The sequence below is a fragment of the Kitasatospora sp. NPDC022785 genome (genome assembly GCF_055561295.1).
In genome coordinates this window covers 12,712-30,427 of the sequence record NZ_JBVHHB010000010.1, presented here as the reverse complement: position 1 = coordinate 30,427, position 17,716 = coordinate 12,712, and the positions used below count along the sequence as shown (strand labels likewise).

General features: G+C 72.2%; 12 protein-coding genes. 5 read left to right on the top strand and 7 right to left on the bottom strand.

Features of this window, described 5'->3' with window-relative positions:
* Positions 1 to 427 precede the first annotated feature (427 nt).
* The 4 genes from ACZ3YO_RS18100 to ACZ3YO_RS18085 all read left to right on the top strand — a co-directional run bounded on the left by ACZ3YO_RS18100 (position 428) and on the right by ACZ3YO_RS18085 (position 4,342).
* Entirely contained in the window at positions 428 to 1,300 is an 873-nt protein-coding gene (locus tag ACZ3YO_RS18100) for a SigB/SigF/SigG family RNA polymerase sigma factor (RefSeq protein ID WP_465570180.1), read from the top strand.
* Positions 1,301 to 1,535: 235 nt separating this feature from the next.
* A complete protein-coding gene (locus ACZ3YO_RS18095) occupies positions 1,536 to 1,769 on the top strand; it encodes a DUF6296 family protein (protein WP_465570178.1) in 234 nt (77 codons plus the stop codon).
* Positions 1,742 to 2,554 carry a ribonuclease BN gene (locus ACZ3YO_RS18090; protein ID WP_465570176.1) on the top strand — a complete coding sequence of 271 codons (813 nt, stop codon included), beginning with the start codon at positions 1,742 to 1,744 and terminating at the stop codon, positions 2,552 to 2,554. Before ACZ3YO_RS18095 ends, ACZ3YO_RS18090 begins: the two co-directional genes overlap by 28 nt.
* 294 nt (positions 2,555 to 2,848) lie before the next feature.
* Positions 2,849 to 4,342 carry an SDR family oxidoreductase gene (locus ACZ3YO_RS18085; RefSeq protein WP_465570175.1) on the top strand — a complete coding sequence of 498 codons (1,494 nt, stop codon included), beginning with the start codon at positions 2,849 to 2,851 and terminating at the stop codon, positions 4,340 to 4,342.
* A 19-nt stretch (positions 4,343 to 4,361) separates the two neighbouring features.
* Here ACZ3YO_RS18085 and ACZ3YO_RS18080 read toward each other — a convergent pair whose 3' ends face one another.
* From ACZ3YO_RS18080 to ACZ3YO_RS18055, 6 genes are all read right to left on the bottom strand, one after another.
* Positions 4,362 to 4,943 carry a hypothetical protein gene (locus ACZ3YO_RS18080; RefSeq protein ID WP_331741591.1) on the bottom strand — a complete coding sequence of 194 codons (582 nt, stop codon included), beginning with the start codon at positions 4,941 to 4,943 and terminating at the stop codon, positions 4,362 to 4,364.
* A gap of 78 nt (positions 4,944 to 5,021) precedes the next feature.
* The gene (locus tag ACZ3YO_RS18075; protein ID WP_465570173.1) at positions 5,022 to 6,299 is read right to left on the bottom strand and encodes a pyroglutamyl peptidase; all 1,278 of its coding nucleotides are present in this window, start codon (positions 6,297 to 6,299) and stop codon (positions 5,022 to 5,024) included.
* Between the two features lie 362 nt (positions 6,300 to 6,661).
* Positions 6,662 to 9,322, bottom strand: a complete 2,661-nt coding sequence (locus ACZ3YO_RS18070) for a glycoside hydrolase family 31 protein (protein ID WP_465570172.1) — start codon at positions 9,320 to 9,322, stop codon at positions 6,662 to 6,664.
* A 179-nt stretch (positions 9,323 to 9,501) separates the two neighbouring features.
* A complete protein-coding gene (locus tag ACZ3YO_RS18065) occupies positions 9,502 to 10,419 on the bottom strand; it encodes a carbohydrate ABC transporter permease (protein WP_465570170.1) in 918 nt (305 codons plus the stop codon).
* Complete coding sequence (locus ACZ3YO_RS18060) at positions 10,419 to 11,351, bottom strand: carbohydrate ABC transporter permease (RefSeq protein ID WP_465570168.1); 933 nt, start codon at positions 11,349 to 11,351, stop codon at positions 10,419 to 10,421. The genes ACZ3YO_RS18065 and ACZ3YO_RS18060 overlap by 1 nt, the downstream gene beginning before the upstream one ends.
* 93 nt (positions 11,352 to 11,444) lie before the next feature.
* Positions 11,445 to 12,710, bottom strand: a complete 1,266-nt coding sequence (locus tag ACZ3YO_RS18055; protein WP_465551877.1) for an extracellular solute-binding protein — start codon at positions 12,708 to 12,710, stop codon at positions 11,445 to 11,447.
* A 501-nt stretch (positions 12,711 to 13,211) separates the two neighbouring features.
* On the opposite strand from ACZ3YO_RS18055, the gene ACZ3YO_RS18050 reads away from it, so the two are divergent.
* Positions 13,212 to 16,016: a TIM-barrel domain-containing protein gene (locus ACZ3YO_RS18050; protein WP_465570165.1), complete on the top strand. Its 2,805-nt coding sequence runs from the start codon at positions 13,212 to 13,214 to the stop codon at positions 16,014 to 16,016.
* Between the two features lie 115 nt (positions 16,017 to 16,131).
* On the opposite strand, the gene ACZ3YO_RS18045 is transcribed toward ACZ3YO_RS18050, so the two are convergent.
* Positions 16,132 to 17,658, bottom strand: a complete 1,527-nt coding sequence (locus ACZ3YO_RS18045) for a DEAD/DEAH box helicase (protein WP_465570163.1) — start codon at positions 17,656 to 17,658, stop codon at positions 16,132 to 16,134.
* Positions 17,659 to 17,716: the final 58 nt, after the last annotated feature.

The window sequence follows — 17,716 nt, the reverse complement described above, 5'->3', positions numbered from 1 at the left end:
GGCGCGGTCGTGGCGGCCATGGCCGGTCTCCTCGGCGCGCGAGGCGGTCCCCGTGCCGCGCGTCTGCCCGGTCGGCGGACCGGGAAACGGCGCAGGACCACGTCCGTCGCCATGACGATCGTCCGTTCGTCGCCACGCCCCGCGTCGGGCGCCTCCGGAAAAGGTTGATCCGCCCGGCGGCCGGGCATAAACGAAGAACGGAGTGCCGGGCTTGCCGCCCTCTCCGCACCGGCGGTCTCGCAGCCGCCGGATTCACGGCACGGTCACCGTGCCGGGACGCCGCCGCCTGAAGAAGCCGGGTGTCACGGTCTCCCATCATCCGATCCCTGCGTGCCCCCGTCGTGGCTGTCCGTAGCCGCCGCGCGGGTGGAGGCATCACCCTGTCCGGGGGTGAGGTGGCGCGGGGACAAGCCAGGGAGATGACCCCGTGTCCGCCCTCACCACTGCGGTGCTGCCCGCGAGCGCGCCACGAGCGCAGGACTTCCACCGACCGACCCGCGACGAGCTGCGGGGCATGGGCAAGACCGAGGCCCGGGCGCGGAGCGACGCGCTGTTCGAGCGCCTCGCCGGCCTGGACCGCGAGTCGGACGCCTACAGCTACGTACGCGGCACGATCATCGAGCTCAACATGCCGCTGGTGCGGTTCGTCGTTTCCGGCTTCCGCAACCGCTCCGCCGAGCTGGAGGACCTCCTGCAGGTCGGCACGGTCGGGCTGATCAAGGCGGTGGACGGCTACGACCACCGGCGGGGCGTGGAGTTCGTGACGTACGCGATCCCGACGATCGTCGGTGAGATCAAACGGTTCTTCCGTGACACCTCCTGGCCGGTGCGGGTCCCGCGCAGCCTCCAGGAGCTCTACCTGCGGGTCGCCCGCCGCTCGGACGTCCTGGAGCAGGAGCTCGGGCGGCTGCCCACCGCGGAGGAGCTCGCCGAGAAGCTGGACTTGGACGTCGCCGAGGTCGCCGCCGCGCTCGGCGTGGGCCGTGCCTACCGCTCGGACTCGCTGGACGCGCTGCGTGAGGACCGCGAGGACGAGACGGGCAGTGCGCTGATCGACCGGCTGGGCGAGCGCGACCGGAACCTCGCCCTGGTGGAGTTCCGGGAGTCCGTGCGGCCGCTGCTCGGCGAGCTCTCGCCGCGCGAGCGCACGATCCTGATGCTGCGGTTCTGGGGCGACTGCACCCAGTCGGAGATCGCCGAGCAGATCGGCTGCTCCCAGATGCACGTTTCCCGGCTCCTGGCCGCCACGCTCGGCAGCCTGCGGGAGCGGCTGGCCGATCCGGCGGCGGACGCCTCCTGAAGGCGGATCGCCCGGTGGTCGACCGCCCACGGGCGGTCCGCCGACGGACGGTTTGCCCGGAGCTCGTTCGCCCCGGCGGCCCGGCGGTCGGCCGTTCACGGGACCCGGAGGTCGTTTGCCCCCGGGAGAGCAGGGCAGATGCGCCCACGGGCCCCCGGGGGAGGAGGTTGTGCGGACGGCCCCGGCACACCCGTCCGGCCCCGCCGGCCGGGCGGAGCGGCATCAGGAGGCCGCCATGGAACACATCGAGCGATACGCCGTCACGATCCCCGGGGCACCGGGCGCCCACGCCGATCCGCGCGTCGTCGTCGTGAGCCTGACGCACACGACCGGGCCGGACGGACGGCCGGTCTACACCGACGACACGGGGACCTTCCTGGTCTACGTGAACGGCGGGGTGGCCGAGCCGCTCGCCGACCCGCCCGGGCCCACCTCGATGCGATGCCTGCACGCCGTACCGCTGACGTGATCCGCCGCGCCCGGAGCGTGGTCGCCGTGACGTGGCGGCGGGGCCGCGAGGTCGAGCTGCTGCAGCGGGCGATGGCGTTCGCGGCGCTGTGCTTCGTGACGCTCGTGCCGCTGCTCGTGGTGATCGCCGCCGCGTCACCGACCCGCGGCAGCGGAATCGCCGACTGGATCGCCGACGGCCTCGGCCTGTCCGGCCGGTCGTCGGCGGCGGTGGCGCAGCTGTTCGCCTCGCGGCGGGAGGTTCTCAGCACCGCCACCGGCCTCAGCCTCGCCGCGCTCGCGGTGTTCGGGGTCACCCTGATGACCGCCCTGCAGACCGCGTACGAGCGGATCTGGCAGCTGGCGCCCGCCGCCTGGCACAGCGTGTGGCGGCAGGCCGCGGCCTTGGCGGGGCTGATCGGCTACATCCTGGTCGCGGCCTGGAGCCGGGTCCCCTGGGAGCACACCGCCGCGCAGCCGGCCCTGAGGGTGGTCGCCACGGTGGGGGGCGGGATCCTGCTCTTCTGGTGGCTGCAACGCCTGCTGCTCGGCGCGCGGGTCTCCTGGCGCAGGCTGCTGCCGGGCGCGGCCGCGACCGTCGTCGCGCTGGCCGGCCTGCGGGCGTTCTCCCGGCTGGTGTTCGCACCGCTGATCGTGGCCAACGTGGTCTCGTACGGGCCGGTCGGCACGGTACTGGTCGTCCAGTCCTGGCTGATCGGGGTGGGCTTCTCGGTGTACGGGGGAGCCACCGTGGGCCGCGCCCTGCTGTCCCTGCGGGTGGTCCCGCGCCGCCGGGGGCCGCGGTGAGCTTCACCCGGCGCCGGCGCGTCACCGATGGTGCCAGGCGGACCTTCGGCACCGGCCGGGTCACCGGCCCGGCCCCCCGATCTGGCCATCACCGGCCCGGCCCCCGATCTGGCCCCCGATCTGGCCACCACCGGCCCGGCCCCCCGATCTGGCCACCACCGGCCCGGCCCCCGACCTTGCCACCCGGTCCGCCCGGTCGCCGGATCCGGACGGCGCGCGAGATCCTGGGTTCACACCGACCCCGGAAACCGAGCAGGGCCCGGCGGCCTGCGGCCACCGGGCGGAGGAGCCGGCATGACCCATCAGCCTCCCACCCCGCCACGCTGCCTGGTGACCGGCGCCACCGGCTACATCGGCGGCCGCCTGGTCCCCGAACTGCTCGCGGCCGGACACCCGGTGCGCTGCCTGGTCCGCGACCCCGGCCGGCTGCGCGACCAGCCGTGGCGGGCGCAGGTCGAGACCGTCACCGGTGACGTCACCCGGCCCGACACGCTCCACGCCGCCGTCGACGGGGTGGACGTCGCCTACTACCTCGTCCACTCGCTGGGCACCGGGCCCGGGTTCGAGCAGACCGACCGCGAGGCCGCCCGCGCGTTCGGCGAGGCCGCCGCCGCGGCCGGCGTGGCCCGCATCGTCTACCTGGGCGGACTGATCCCCGGCGGGGTGCCCGAGCAGCAGCTCTCGCCGCACCTCCGCTCGCGCGCGGAGGTCGGCCGCACGCTGCGGCGCAGCGGCGTGCCCACCGCGGAACTGCGCGCCGCGGTGATCATCGGATCCGGCAGCGCGTCGTTCGAGATGCTGCGCTACCTCACCGAGCGGCTGCCGGTGATGGTCACCCCGAGCTGGGTGGGGACCCGGATCCAGCCGATCGCCGTACGGGACGTGCTCCGCTACCTGGTCGGCGCGGCCGGGCTGCCGTCCGGGGTCAACCGGACCTTCGACCTCGGCGGGCCCGACGTCCTGACCTACCGGGGCATGATGCGCCGCTACGCCCGGGTCGCCGGGCTGCGCCGGCGCGTCATCGTCCCGGTGCCGGTGCTCACCCCGGGGCTGTCCAGCCACTGGGTGGGCCTGGTCACCCCGGTGCCGAACGCCATCGCCCGGCCGCTGGTCGAGTCGCTGCGGCACGAGGTGGTGTGCGGCGAGCACGACATCGCCCGCTGGGTGCCCGACCCGGCCGGCGGCCTGATCGGCTTCGACCGGGCGGTGGAGCTCGCCCTTCGCCGGATCCGCGACGCCGAGGTGGTCACCCGCTGGTCCTCGGCCTCCCTCCCCGGCGCTCCCAGCGACCCGCTGCCCACCGACCCCGGCTGGGCGGGCGGCAGCCTCTACGAGGACGTCCGGGAACGCGCCGTCGGGGCCTCCCCGAGTGCCGTCTGGCAGGTCGTCGAGGGCATCGGGGGCGACAACGGCTGGTACTCCTTCCCGCTCGCCTGGGCGCTGCGCGGCTGGCTGGACCGCCTGGTCGGCGGCGTCGGCCTGCGGCGCGGGCGGCGGGACCCGGCCCGGCTGCGGGTCGGCGACTCGCTGGACTTCTGGCGCGTCGAGGAGATCGAACCGGGGCGGTTGCTGCGGCTGCGCGCCGAGATGCGGCTGCCGGGCCTGGCCTGGCTGGAGTTGTCGGTCGGCCCGGACGGCGAGGGCGGCACGCACTACCGCCAGCGGGCGCTGTTCCACCCGCACGGACTGGCCGGCCACGCCTACTGGTGGGCGGTCGCCCCCTTCCACGCGGCCGTCTTCGGGGGGATGGCCCGCAACATCACCGAGCGGGCCCGGGAGGCGGGCTGACGCCGCGCCCTCCCGGCGGTCAGCCGAGGAACGCCCAGGCGGCCGCGCCGGTGGCCGCTCCCAGTCCCGCGCCCGCCACCGTCTGGCCGAGCGTGTGGTAGCGCAGAGCCACCCGCGACCAGCACACGGCGACCACCGCCGGGCCGCAGCCCCACCACCACGGCGAGTGCACCGCCGCCGCGAGTGCCACCACGGCCGAGGCCACCGCGGAGTCCACACTGATCTTCCAGACCGTGTTGACGGCGAGCAGGACGACCGTCATCGCCCACAGCGCCAGCATCGCCACCAGGATCCCGCGCGGCGCGTGCCCGAGCAGCATCGCCAGCGCCCCGGACCCGATCGAGCCGAGGATCACCAGGAAGATCGGCCCGCGTTGCCGCCGGTCCACCACGTGCCGGTCACCCCAGGTGCCGCGCCGCCGTTCCCACTCGATGTACCCGGCCGGCACCAGCCCGGCGCACAGCGCGCCCAGCAGCCCCCAGCCGACCCCGGTCCAGTCACCCGCCGCGGCGACCCCGATCGCGACCATCCCCGCCAGCAGCACGTTGCGCGGCTGCAGCACGTCGGTCACCGCCCGGGCCGCGCCCGTCTGCCCGCTCACCCCGTCACCTCTGTCACGATGATCATCGTACGAGTCGCCGGGTGCCTCGACTGAGGGCGGGGCGGGCAGGTGGTGGGGTCAGAAGGTCGCGTGCCGGAGGATGTCGAGGACTTCGTCGGTGATCGCGGCCTCGTTCCGCTCGAAGTCCGGACCGGTGAGCCGGTCGGGCCGGTCGGGCAGGCCGGTGAGGACGGGCGTGTGCAGGTGGCCGCCGGGCAGCCGCGGGGCGAGGTCCAGCCGCAGCCGGTTGGAGCGGTAGGCCACCTCGTTGGAGAGGTAGCCACCGCCGCCGCCGGCGACGGCCCGCGAGCCCGGGGTCGGCCCGTCCGCGCGGTCGACCGGCTGCTCGTCCCCGGCCGGGATCTCGGTGACCTCGGTGTTCAGCAGGGCGGGGTACGGCTGCTGGACGGCGGTCATCGCGCCGGTCGGGAGGGTGGTGGGGATGAACTCCGCTCCGGGGCCGAGCCCGGGGGCGGTCACCGGGTGCTCCCGGGTGCCGCCGGAGAGCGTGCCGGTGTTGTCGGGGTACGGGTCGGCGGAGCGGGCGCGACCCGCCCACGCCTCCAGGGTGAACAGGCCGGGGTAGCCCTGGCTGATCGTGGTGATGAGGTCGGCGGACCGGCGGCCTGGGGTGAGGCGCGGGCCGAAGGCGCGCTCGACGATGCCGTGGTCGAAGTCGGCGTAGCGGACGGGGAGCAGGACGGCCCTGATCTCGGCCCGGGTGCCGTCGGCGAGGGTGATCCGGCGGCCGTTCAGCTGCAGGGCGGCGGAGCCGGAGGGGTTGGCGCGGCGCAGCTCGTCGTCGAGGCCGAAGGGGTCGAAGCCGCTGACGAATATTCGCCGCAGGCCCGGGGCGCCGGTGAAGTCGTTCTCCGCCAGCCCTCGGGAGGCGTCCTCGAACCGTTCCCGCAGGGCCGTGGCGTCGATAGGGAAGTCGGGCTGCCACCGGGCGAGTTGGACGGTCATGGCGAGCCGGGTCCAATAGAGCGGGCGGTCATCCCGGGCGGGAAGGTCGCCGCCGGGGCGCCGTTCCTGCGCGCGGTCGGTCGCCGCCGACCAGAGGGCCCGTCCCCAGGCCTCCACGAGTCGTCCGGCCTCGGCCGCGTTCCGGGCACTGCACAGGGCAGCGGGGAAGCGTCGGACGAAGTCGCCGAGGCCCGCCCCCTCGGTGAAGGCGGCTGTCCGGGTGTCCCCGAGGCGGTCCTGCTCCCGGTCGGCCGGGGGAGAGGTGACGGTGCGACAGGCAGACCGGTCCTCGGCTGCCGAGGTGGTGGCCGGCAGCAGTGGCGTGGAGAGCACCCCGATGAGGGTCGCTGCCAGGACGGCGCGGCGGGCGGGCATCATGGAGTGTGACATTACACGGTGATCTGACGGTGAGCCAGATGTCCGACCCGTCCCGTGGGTTCGGGCGGCGCCCACCGGGTGGAACCCCCGCCCCGGCAGGCGCGGAGGAGCAACCACGGCATGAACCCGCCGGCACGCAACCGGTACTGAGGCACCGGCACGGAACCGGAGCGGGTTCGCCGGACGACGACGGTGCCGCCTTCGCGGTCGCGCCTATGTCTCTCGCCCCCGGAGCCCCCCCCGGAGCGTCCCAGGAACGCCCCCGCAGCCCCCAGGAACGCCCCCGGAGCGTCCCAGGAACGCCCCCGCCCAGGGCCGGACGCCCGAGGGCTCCCGCGCCGCCCGGGCGCGGGAGCCCCCTCTGGGCGGGGCGGTCAGTGGCCGCCGTGGATCAGTTGGAGCGAGAAGCCGTGGTCGGTGGAGACGGCCGGCGTCCTGATCTCCGTCACCCCGGTCGCGGCGTCGTAGTACCAGCCGGAGGAGGCGGAGCCGAGCGCGGCCGCGGAGTCGAGCCGGGGCAGCGGGCCGCCCTCGGTGACGACCTGGCGCGGGGCGGGCTGGCCGTGCACGGTGAAGCGGTACGCCCGGCGGGCCGGCTTGTCGGCGTAACTTCCCACACTGGCACCGACATTGACGACGGTGACGGCGCGGTTCGCGTGCACGTCGACCCTCTGGGTGGCCGAGGCGCCCTGGGCGAACTGCCGGGTGGTGCCGTCGTCCTCGTACAGGGTGTAGGAGGAGTCGCCCTGCGGGTAGAGGTCGTAGTCGAGCTCGGTCCGGTCCCGGTTCTGCCAGGAGAGCGTGCCCTTGGGCCACATCGGGACGATCGAGCCGCCCTTGACGAACAACGGCAGCGTGTCGAGCGGCGCGGAGTAGCCGTTGATCGTGGTCGGGCCCTGGTAGGTGTGCCCGGTCCAGTAGTCGGTCCAGGTGCCCTCGGGCAGGTAGATGCCGTCGCGCACCGAGGTGTCCGAGTACACCGGTGCGACCAGGAAGTCCGGCCCGGCCAGGAACTCGTAGGTCGCGTTCGGCCCGAGGGCCGCCGGGTCGTCCGGGTACTCCAGGGCCAGCGGCCGGACCGCGCCGACGCCGGTCCTGGTGGCCTCCGCCGACAGGGTGTACATGTACGGCAGCAGCCGCTCCTTCAGCTGCAGGTACTTGCGGTTGATCGAGGTGTACGGCTCCCCGTCCAACCAGGGCTGCTGATCGCGGGGCTCCTTGCCGGCCATGTCCTTCGCCCAGCCGTCCATGGTCATGACGGCCGGGAGGAAGGCCTTCCACTGCAGGTCGCGGGCGTACATCTTCGGGTCGCGCCGGAAGATGGAGCCGATGTCACCGGTGTTGTACGCGATGCCGGACATGGTCGCGCCGGCGTAGGTGGGGATCTGCCAGCGGATGTAGTCCCAGGAGAGGCTCTGGTCACCGCTCCAGAGCACGCCGCAGCGCTGTGCGCCGGCCCAGGAGACGGGCAGCCAGACGAAGCCGCGGGCGTCGCTGTTGTCCTCGATGCCGGCCTTGGCCTGGTCGCAGGCGTTCAGCGCGAAGTCGTAGCCGTTGCCGACCCAGGCGACGTCGAGCTTGCGGACCCGGACCCCGGCCTTGACCTCCTCGGCCTGGTTGGGCAGGCCGTTCTGCGTCCAGAGCCCGAGCTGCGCGTGGTCCTTCCGCAGGCCCTCGCCGGTCTTCGCGAGGTCCTCGTAGCCGCAGCCGTAGCCGTCGTTGACCAGCATCCAGCCCAGCGGCATCTGGTTCTCGGCGTAGCCGTCGGCGACCTTCACCGCGTCCTGGGTGTGCCGCTCGCCGCGGTTGGCGTTGTGCAGGTAGCAGTCGGAGTCGCCGGGCTCCAGGCCGTAGACGGGCGGCATGAAGGGTTTGCCGACCAGCGCGGTGTACCGGCCGATCACCGACTTCACGTCGCCGGTGAAGTAGTAGGCGTCGAGCCGCCGTTCCTGCTGTCCGGTGCGGACGGGCGAGCCGAAGTCGTAGATCCCCGGCGCGAAGGTGTTGCGGAAGACCCCGTAGCCGGCGCTGGAGACGTAGAACGGCTGCGAGTTGTTGTAGCCGCCCTCGTTCCAGTTGGAGCTGTTGGCGACGTGGATGGTCTTGTCGCGGTGCGAGAAGGCGCCGTTCTGCTCGCCGCCGCCGAAGAACTGCTCGTCGGCGCCGCGCACCAGGCTCTGCCGCAGCCCGCTGGTGCTCCAGCGCAGTGGTGCGTCCTCCTGCCAGAGGGCGGTGCGGTCGTCGGCCCGGTAGAGGCCGAATCGCAGGGGGTGTTTGTAGACCCGCAGCACCAGGCCGCCGGAGCGGATCCCGTAGTACGCGCCGGCGTCGAACGTGCTGGTGTCGCGCTGGAGTTCGGGCTGCTTGCGGATGATGGTGCTGCCGGCCGGGTCGGTGAGGACGCCGTCCGGGGCGGCCCGCAAGCGCAGTTGGTCGTCGGCCAGGAAGTCGACCTTGGCCTTGAGGGTGCCCGCGGCGATGTCGTAGCTGCCCTGGGAGCCGTCGAAGGCGGTGAGGTCGCCCGCGTCGGCGGTCTGCGGCAGATAGGCCCGGCCGGTGTAGGAGTTGTCGTGCACGTCGTAGGGGACGACCAGGACGTGGTACGTGCCGGAGGCCCGGGGGATCACCGTCGCCTCGGGGTCGGCGGTGCCCGCGCTCTGGGCGACCTCCTTGCCGTTGGCGTCGTAGACGTACAGGTCGAAGTCGTCGGTGGGGGTCTGCCACTGGATGGAGACCGGGACGCCGCCCTCGGGGTTGTCGTCCCAGTACCCGGCCGGGACATCGACGGTCAGGTCGAAGTGGTCGCAGACCGCGCCGTCCGGGTCCTGCGCGGCCGGCGGGCAGTCGGCGGCGCCGCCGAGCGTCCCCTTGGCGTACCGGGGGCTCTGCCAGGTCGCGCTCTGGTGGCCCGCGTCGAGGACGGCGGAGCCGGGGGTCGCGGCCCGGGCCGGAACGGCGGGCCCGGCGAGGGCGGCAACGCTGGTGACGGCCGCGGCGAGGGAGGCCCAGCGGAGGTGATGTCGAAGTAGGCGCACGGTGCGTTCTCCTGTCGACTGATCAGAGTGTGTTCACGCAGTGCGTGAAACTGCTTGAAACGCAGAGTTTCGGAGCAACATTCACAGTTACTGTCGGTACATGTCAATGGTGGTGCGAGGCCGGGCAGCACACGGCCGGGGCACCCGGGGGTGCCCCGACCGGTAGCCGGCGGGCGGACCTACTTGACCGATCCGGCGGTGAGCCCGGAGACGACCTGGCGCTCGATGAAGGCGAAGAGCACCACGACGGGGACGATGGCGACGACCGATCCCGCGAAGAGGTAGTTCCACTGGACGGTGTAGTTGCCGATGAAGCTGTTGATGCCGACGGTCAGCGGTTGGCTGTCTGGAGCGGTCGAGAGGGTCAGGCCCATGACGAACTCGTTCCAGGCGGAGATGAAGGTGAAGATCACCGCGGTCACCACGCCGGGCATGGCCAGTGGCAGGACGACCCGGCGCAGCGCTCCGAGCCGGCCGAGGCCGTCGATCATGGCGGCCTCCTCGAGCTCGACGGGGATGGAGCCGATGTAGGCGGTGAGGATCCAGATGGCGAAGGCCAGATTGAAGGCGGCGTTGCAGAGGATCAGGGTCCAGACGGAGTTGAGCATGCCGAGCTGGTAGAACTCGCGGTAGAGGCCGACCAGTAGCGAGGTCGGCTGGAACATCTGGGTGACCAGGACGAGCAGCAGGAAGAGTTTGCGGCCGCGGTAGCGGATGCGGGCGGTGTAGTAGGCGGCGGGGAGCGCCACCAGCAGGGCCAGCAGGGTGGAGCCGCCGGCGACCAGCAGGGTCACGCGCAGGTTGCCGCCGAGGGTGGAGTCGCGCCAGACGTTGACGAAGTTGGACCAGGCGAAGTGGGTCGGCAGGTAGCCGGGGTCGCGCAGCTCGTCGGCCGGGCGCAGCGCGGTGACGACCATCTCCAGGTAGGGGAGCAGGAAGAGTGCGGCCAGCAGCCAGGCGACGGCCGCGATGACCAGGGTGCGCGGGCTGGTCCGGCGCCCGGTCAGGCGTGCTCGGGAGCCGGGCGCGGCGGCGCCGGGTGCGGGTGTGGGGGCCGGGCGGGCGGGACGCCGGGCCCGGTCCGTCTGCTGGGCCATCAGCTCTCCTCCTCGTTCCAGCGGCTGACCTTGAGGAAGACCAGCACCATCACCACGACCAGGGCGAAGTTGACGACGGACATGGCCGCGGACTCGCCGATGTCGGTGTTCTTCAACTGGTACATGAACACGGTGGTGGTGGCCGTGGCACTGTCCGGGCCGCCCTGGGTCATGCCCCAGATGACGGGGAAGGAGTTGAAGACGTTGATCAGGTTGATCACCACGCCGACCAGGAAGGCCGGGCGCAGCAGCGGCAGGGTGATGCGCAGGTAGGTCTGCCAGGTGCCGGCGCCGTCCACCCGGGCCGCCTCGTAGACCTCGCCGGGGACGGTCTGCAGCCCGGCGAGCAGGGTGTAGGTGGTGAAGGGGAGGGAGACGAAGACCGCGACGCCCATCATCCATGGCCAGGCGGTGGAGGGGCTGCCCAGCCAGTCCTGGGGGCCGTCGATCAGGCCGAGGTCGGTCATGGCGGTGTTGAGCACGCCGGCGGTCTGGTTGAGCATCCACTTGAAGCCGATGGCGGTCATCAGGACGGACGCGGCCCAGGGCGCGATCAGGGCCCAGCGGGTGAGGCGGCGGCCCGGGAACCGCTGGTTGAACAGCTGGGCGAGGGCCAGCGAGAGCAGCATCGTCAGGCCGACGACGGCGACCGTCCAGATCACCGTGCGGACGAGGACGTGCCCGAGGTCGGTCTCGCCGAAGAGCTTGCGGTACTTGTCGAAGCCGGCGGAGCCGCGGACGAAGCCGCTGGTGCTGATCCGCAGGAAGGAGGTCCGGACCATCTCGTAGACGGGCCACAGGACCACGAACAGGATCAGCAGGACGGCCGGGCCGATCCAGGGCAGGGGGCCGAGCCTGCCGGGGCCGGAGCGGGCGGCCGGCCCGCCCCGGCCGGGCCTGCGGGCCTGGGGGGCAGCGGATTTGAGGGACACGGGTGGTGCCTTCCGGGCGTGTGCGGCAGCGCGTGCCGCACGGCTTGCGACGTGCCGGGGCCCCGGCGCCGGTGGGTGCCGGGGCGGGCGCGGCTACTTGTTCGCGACGGCGTCCTGGGACTTCTTCTGCAGGTCGCCGAGGACCTTGGCCGGGTCGCCGGCGACGGCGGTGCCGATGCTCTTCTTGATCTCGGCGGAGACGGCGTCCCAGCTGGTGTCACCGAGTGGGTAGAAGGAGGCCTGCGGCAGGAGGGCGAAGAACGGTTCGAGGTCCTTGTGCTTGCCGCTGGAGGTCATCTCGTGCAGGGTGTCCTGGGTGACCGGCATCAGGTTGTAGGTCTCGTCGAACTTGAGCGTGTTGTCCTTGGAGTACACGAAGTCGAGGAACTTCTTGATCTGGTCCCGGTGGCCGTTCTTCTTGAACGCCATGGTCCAGTCCGCCACGCCGAGGGTGGACTTGAGCGGGCCGGTCTTGCCGGGGATCGGTGCGACCGCATAGTCGACCTTGCCGTCCTTGGACATCTGGATCAGCGAGGGGTGGCCGTTGACCATGGCCGCCTTGCCCGCGGCGAAGTCGGCGAACGCGGTCTTGCGGTCGGTGGTCGCCGGGTTGGCGTAGGTCAGGCCGGGGTCGACGAGGTTGGCCTTGAGCCAGCCGAAGGTGTCGATGTTGGCCTGGCTGTTGAGGGTGTACGCGCCGGACTTGTCGGTGGGGCCGCCGCCGTTGCCGAGCTCCCACATCATGCTCTCGCCCTGGGCCTCCTCGGGGCCGAGCGGCAGCGCGTACGGGGTGACCCCGGGGACCTTGGCCTTGACCAGCGCGGCGTCGGCCTTCACCTCGTCCCAGGTCTTCGGAGCCTCGGTGATCCCGGCCTGGGCGAAGAGCGCCTTGTTGTAGAAGAAGGCGCGGGCCGAGGAGACGAACGGGATGCCGTACTGCACGCCCTTGACCTGGCCGGCCTCGGCGAAGGAGTCGATGAAGCCGGCCCGGGTGCCGGTCGACAGCACGTCCTCGGCCTTGTAGAGGAGGTCGTCGGCGACCTTGTCGGCGTAGCCGCCGGTCTGCAGGACGTCCGGCATGTTGCCGCTCTGGATCATGGTCTTGACCTGCTTGTCGATGTCGTTCCAGTTCACCACCTGGACATCGACCTTGATGGCCGGGTTGGCCGCGGTGAACGCGGAGGCGACGTCGTTCCAGTAGGCCTTGGAGCTGTTGGACTCCTTGTCGCCGTAGTCGGCGGCGACCAGCTTGAGGGTCACGCTCCCGTCCGCCGAGGCGCCGCCACCGCTGCCGCACGCCGTGAGAGCGAGCGCGGTGACCGTACACACCACCGAGAGACCGAGTACACGTCCGTTCACCGCAGTTACCGCCTTCGTGCCGTCGGACCCGCGTTCCGGCCGGGTCCACTCCTGGGGATTGAGAGTCGGCAGCAGCCTTCGGATCGTCGTGCGGGCGCAGCCCCGTGGGTGGCTGCCGCCTGGCCGTACTGTTCATCTATGCGTGAAGATCGCTCATTTCGAGCAGATCCGAAAGCTGCTGCGTCGCGAAGTATTCACGAGGTGGGCCGACCGGTCCAGGTGCTGTTATCGGACCGTTGTGCTTCGGACCGCCGATATCCGGCCGATCCGGCCCATGGCCGAGGCCTTGGCGTGACGCTCTGTCACTGTCGCGGTTCATGCGATGAGTTGGAGTGACCCGACGGTCGCCCTGAGGCGTGCCGGCTGCCCGTAATGCACCTTCTGTCGCTGCAGGCTATTGACCTGTACCTGTTGACTCATGCTGATAGCGGCGCCACTCTGGACATATTCGAGCATCAGTAAGCATGCGGATGCTCGCTTTCCTCCAGGGAGGACCCTCACATGCGTTCCGCACCGACCCCAGTCCTGCCGAGGCCGGGCAGTCCCGGCGCCAGACCCGCCGCGGTCGCCGTCGCCCTGCTCCTCATCGCCTCGCTCTTCGCCGTCCTCGGCCCGACCGGTACGGCACGTGCCGCAACGGCGGGCAAGGTCACCGGAGTCAGCCGGTCCGGCGACACCTTCACCGTCACCACCTCCGGCGGGGCCGCCGCCCGGGTGGCCGTCGCCAGGGCCGACATCTTCCGGATCTGGCTCTCGCCGGACGGCACGTTCGGCAACGACCCTGCCGGTACCGACCTCGCCATCAGGACCGGCTTCGGCGCCGTCGGCGCCACCCTGACCGACGCCGGCCCGTACTACCGGATCAGCACCCCGGCGATCAGCCTGCGGATCAACAAGTCGCCACTCACCTTCGCCCTGTACAAGGCCGACAACACCACCCTGGTGTGGGCGGAGTCCAAGCCCACCAGCTGGACCGCCTCGCAGACCACCCAGTACCTCACCCGCGGCGCCGACGAGCAGTTCTACGGCACCGGCCTGCGGCTCGGGGAGTGGGCCCTGCGCGACAAGACCGTCCCGATCTCGGTCTCCAACCGGTGGACCGAGAACAGCAACGCCAGCCCCGCGCCGTTCTACATGTCCACCAACGGCTACGGCGTCATGCGCAACACCTGGGCGCCCGGCTCCTACGACTTCGGTGCGCCGACCGCGCTCACCCACGACGAGAAGCGCTTCGACGCCTGGTACTTCGCGGGCAACTCGCTCAAGGACGTCCTCAACGGCTACACCGACGTCACCGGCAAGCCCTTCCTCGCGCCCATCTGGGGCCTGGAGCTCGGCAACGCGGACTGCTTCAACGCCTCCAACCCCGCCTACACCGGCGATCACAACCGGCTGCGCCACCAGACCACGCCCGACGTGGTCGGTTACGCCACCGACGCCCGGGCCGCCGACATGCCGTCCGGCTGGTTCCTGCCCAACGACGGCTACGGCTGCGGGTACACCGACCTGCCGGACGCCGTCGCCGGCCTCAAGGCCAAGGGGTTCAACACCGGCCTGTGGACCTCCACCGGGCTGGCCGACATCGACTGGGAGGTCGGGACGGCCGGTTCACGCGCCGTGAAGACCGACGTCGCATGGATCGGCGGCGGCTACAAGAACGCCTTCACCGGCGTCAACCAGGCCGTCGCCGGCATCGAGGACAACGCCGACGCCCGGCGCTTCGTCTGGACGGTCGACGGCTGGGCGGGCACCCAGCGCAACGCCGTCGTCTGGACCGGCGACACCAGCGGCACCTGGGACGCCATGCGCTGGCACGTCCCCGCGATCACCGGTGCGGGCCTGTCCGGGCTCAACTACGCCTCCGGCGACATCGACGGCATCTACGGCGGGAGCCCGCAGACCTACGTGCGCGACCTGCAGTGGAAGGCGTTCACCCCGGCGTTCATGACGATGTCCGGATGGGGCGCCGGCAACCCGTCGGCGGGCTACAACGACAAGCAGCCCTGGCGGTTCACCGAGCCGTACCTGTCGGCCAACCGCAAGTACCTCCAGCTGAAGATGCGGCTGATGCCGTACTTCTACACGATGAGCAAGGCGGCCAACGACACCGGCGTGCCCTCCACGCGGGCGATGGTGCTGGAGTACCCGGACGACCCGGTCGCGCGCGGTAACCTGACGAGCGGTCAGTTCATGGCCGGTGACTCCTTCCTGGTCGCCCCGGTCGTCTCCGACACCTCGACCAGGGACGGGATCTACCTGCCCGCGGGCAGCTGGACCGACTACTGGACCGGCAAGGTCTACAACGGTCCGGGCTGGCTCAACGGCTACTCCGCGCCGCTCGACACCCTCCCGCTGTTCGTCAAGGCCGGCGGCGTCGTGCCGATGTGGCCGCAGATGAACTACACCGGCGAGAAGCCCGTCTCCACGCTCACCTACGACGTCTACGCGCGCGGCAACTCCTCCTTCGACCTCTACGAGGACGACGGCACCACCCGCGCCTACCAGTCCGGGGCCTACGCCCGCCAGCGGGTCGACGTCACCGCCCCGGCCGCCGGCACCGGCGACGTCACCCTCTCGGTCGGCGCCTCCACCGGCAGCTACGCCGGCAAACCCGCCTCGCGCGGCTACGAGTTCACCGTGCACAGCGCCACGGCGCCGGCGTCCGTCAAGGCCGGCGGCACCACGCTCACCGCGCTGAACAGCAAGGCCGCGTACGACGCCGCGAGCACCGGCTGGTACTTCGACCCGGCGGACCGGGCCGGGGTGCTGTGGATCAAGACCGGCAGCGCCTCCGGCGCGTTCACCGTCACCGCCACCGGCATCACCGTGCCCAACGGCACGCCCGTGGCGGCGAGCGGCCCGATCGCGCAGACCGGGTGGAAGCTCGCGTACGCCGACAGCCAGGAGACCACGGGCGAGAACGGCGCCGCGGCCAACGCCTTCGACGGCAACGGCGGCACCATCTGGCACACCAAGTGGAGCAACGGCGCGGACCCGCTCCCGCACGAGATCCAGATCGACCTCGGCGCCCGCTACGACGTCGATTCGACCACCTACCTGCCCCGGCAGGACGGCGGCGTCAACGGCCGGATCGGCCGGTACGAGGTCTACGTATCGGACTCCACCACCGCGTGGGGCACCCCTGTGGCCACCGGCACCTTCGCCGACACCGCCGGTGCCAAGACGGTGAACTTCACCGCCAAGTCCGGCCGCTACCTGCGGCTGAGAGCGCTCACCGAAGCCGGCAACCGGGGCCCCTGGACCAGCCTCGCCGAACTCACCGCCACCGGCCGGCTCTCGCCGTAGGCACGCCGGCCGCCGACGGAAACGGCCCGGCCCCCGTGTGAGGGGCCGGGCCCAGCGGTGTTCCAGGTCCTGTCCGGTCGATCCGCGCTCCCGGCCAGGCCGGCCGGGCCAGGACCTAGGCGGCGAGGGCGACGCGCCGCCGCGGCGGCCTGCGGCGGGAGCCGGTGGCGGTCTGCGGGGTGCGCTCGGCGGGGGCGGGACGGCTGCGGCGGTTGCGGCCTCCGGCGGCGCTGCGGCGGGGCCGCTCGACGACGGGGTCGGGGATCACGACGGGCACGCCGGTGGGCACACGGGCACCGGTGATGCGGGCGAGCTCCTCGTCGGCGGAGTGCACCCGGGTGGCGGTGGGAGTGATCCCGGCGGTGGCCATCATGCGGGCCATCTCGCGGCGCTGGTTGGGCAGGACGAGCGTGACCACGGTGCCGGACTCCCCGGCCCGGGCGGTGCGCCCGCCACGGTGCAGGTAGTCCTTGTGGTCGCCCGGCGGGTCCAGGTTGACGACCAGGTCGAGCCCGTCGACGTGGATGCCCCGGGCGGCGACGTTGGTGGCGATCAGCGCGGTGACGTGGCCGGTGCGGAACTGCTCCAGCGTGCGGGTCCGCTGGGGCTGGGACTTGCCTCCGTGCAGGGCGGCGGCCTTCACCCCGTTGGCGAGGAGGTCCTCCACCAGACGGTCGGCGCCGTGCTTGGTGTCGGTGAACATGATCACCCCGCCGTCACGGGAGGCGATGTGGGCGATCGTGGCGTTCTTGTCGTGGTTCTGCACGTGCAGCACGTGGTGTTCCATGGTGCTGACCGCCCCGGCCGACGGGTCCACCGAGTGGGTGACCGGGTCGTCGAGGAAGCGGCGCACCAGGCGGTCCACGTTGCGGTCCAGAGTGGCGGAGAACAGCATCGTCTGGCAGCCCTGCGCGACCTGTTCCAGCAGTTCGGTGACCTGCGGCAGGAAGCCCATGTCGGCCATCTGGTCGGCCTCGTCCAGGACGGCGATGCCGACCTCGTCCAGCCGGCAGTCGCCGCGCTGGATCAGGTCCTTGAGACGGCCGGGGGTGGCGACGACGACGTCCGCCCCGCGGTTCAGTGCGTGGGCCTGGCGGCCGATCGACACCCCGCCCACCACGGTCGCGATCCGCAGGCGGACCGAGTGCGCGAACGGGGTGAGCGCCTCGGTGACCTGCTGCGCGAGCTCACGGGTGGGGACGAGCACCAGTGCCAGCGGCCGGCGCGGCTCCGCACGCTTGCCGGCGGTGCGGGCCAGCACGGCGAGGCCGAAGGCGATGGTCTTGCCCGAACCCGTCCGGCCGCGCCCGAGGACGTCGCGCCCGGCCAGCGAGTTGGGCAGCGTCGCGGCCTGGATCGGGAAGGGCGAGGTGACGCCCTGGCGGGCCAGGGTGGACAGCAGCGCCTTCGGCATGTCCAGCTCGTCGAAGGACTCGACGGCCGGCAGCGACGGGGTGGTGCTGACCGGCATCGCGAACTCGCCCTGCGGGGCGGAGCTCTGACGCCCCCTCGCACCGGAGGGCCGCCGGCCGCCGCCGGAGCGGGGGGCGGAGCCGTTGCCGCGCGCGGAGCGGCCTCCGGAGGCGCTGCCGCCGGAGCGGGAACCGGCACTCTGGTACGGGGAACGACTGGAACGGTTCATACGGAAACCTTCCTCAAAGGGCGGCACGCTTCGAGGAAGGCTCCGCAGCGCGAGGCGC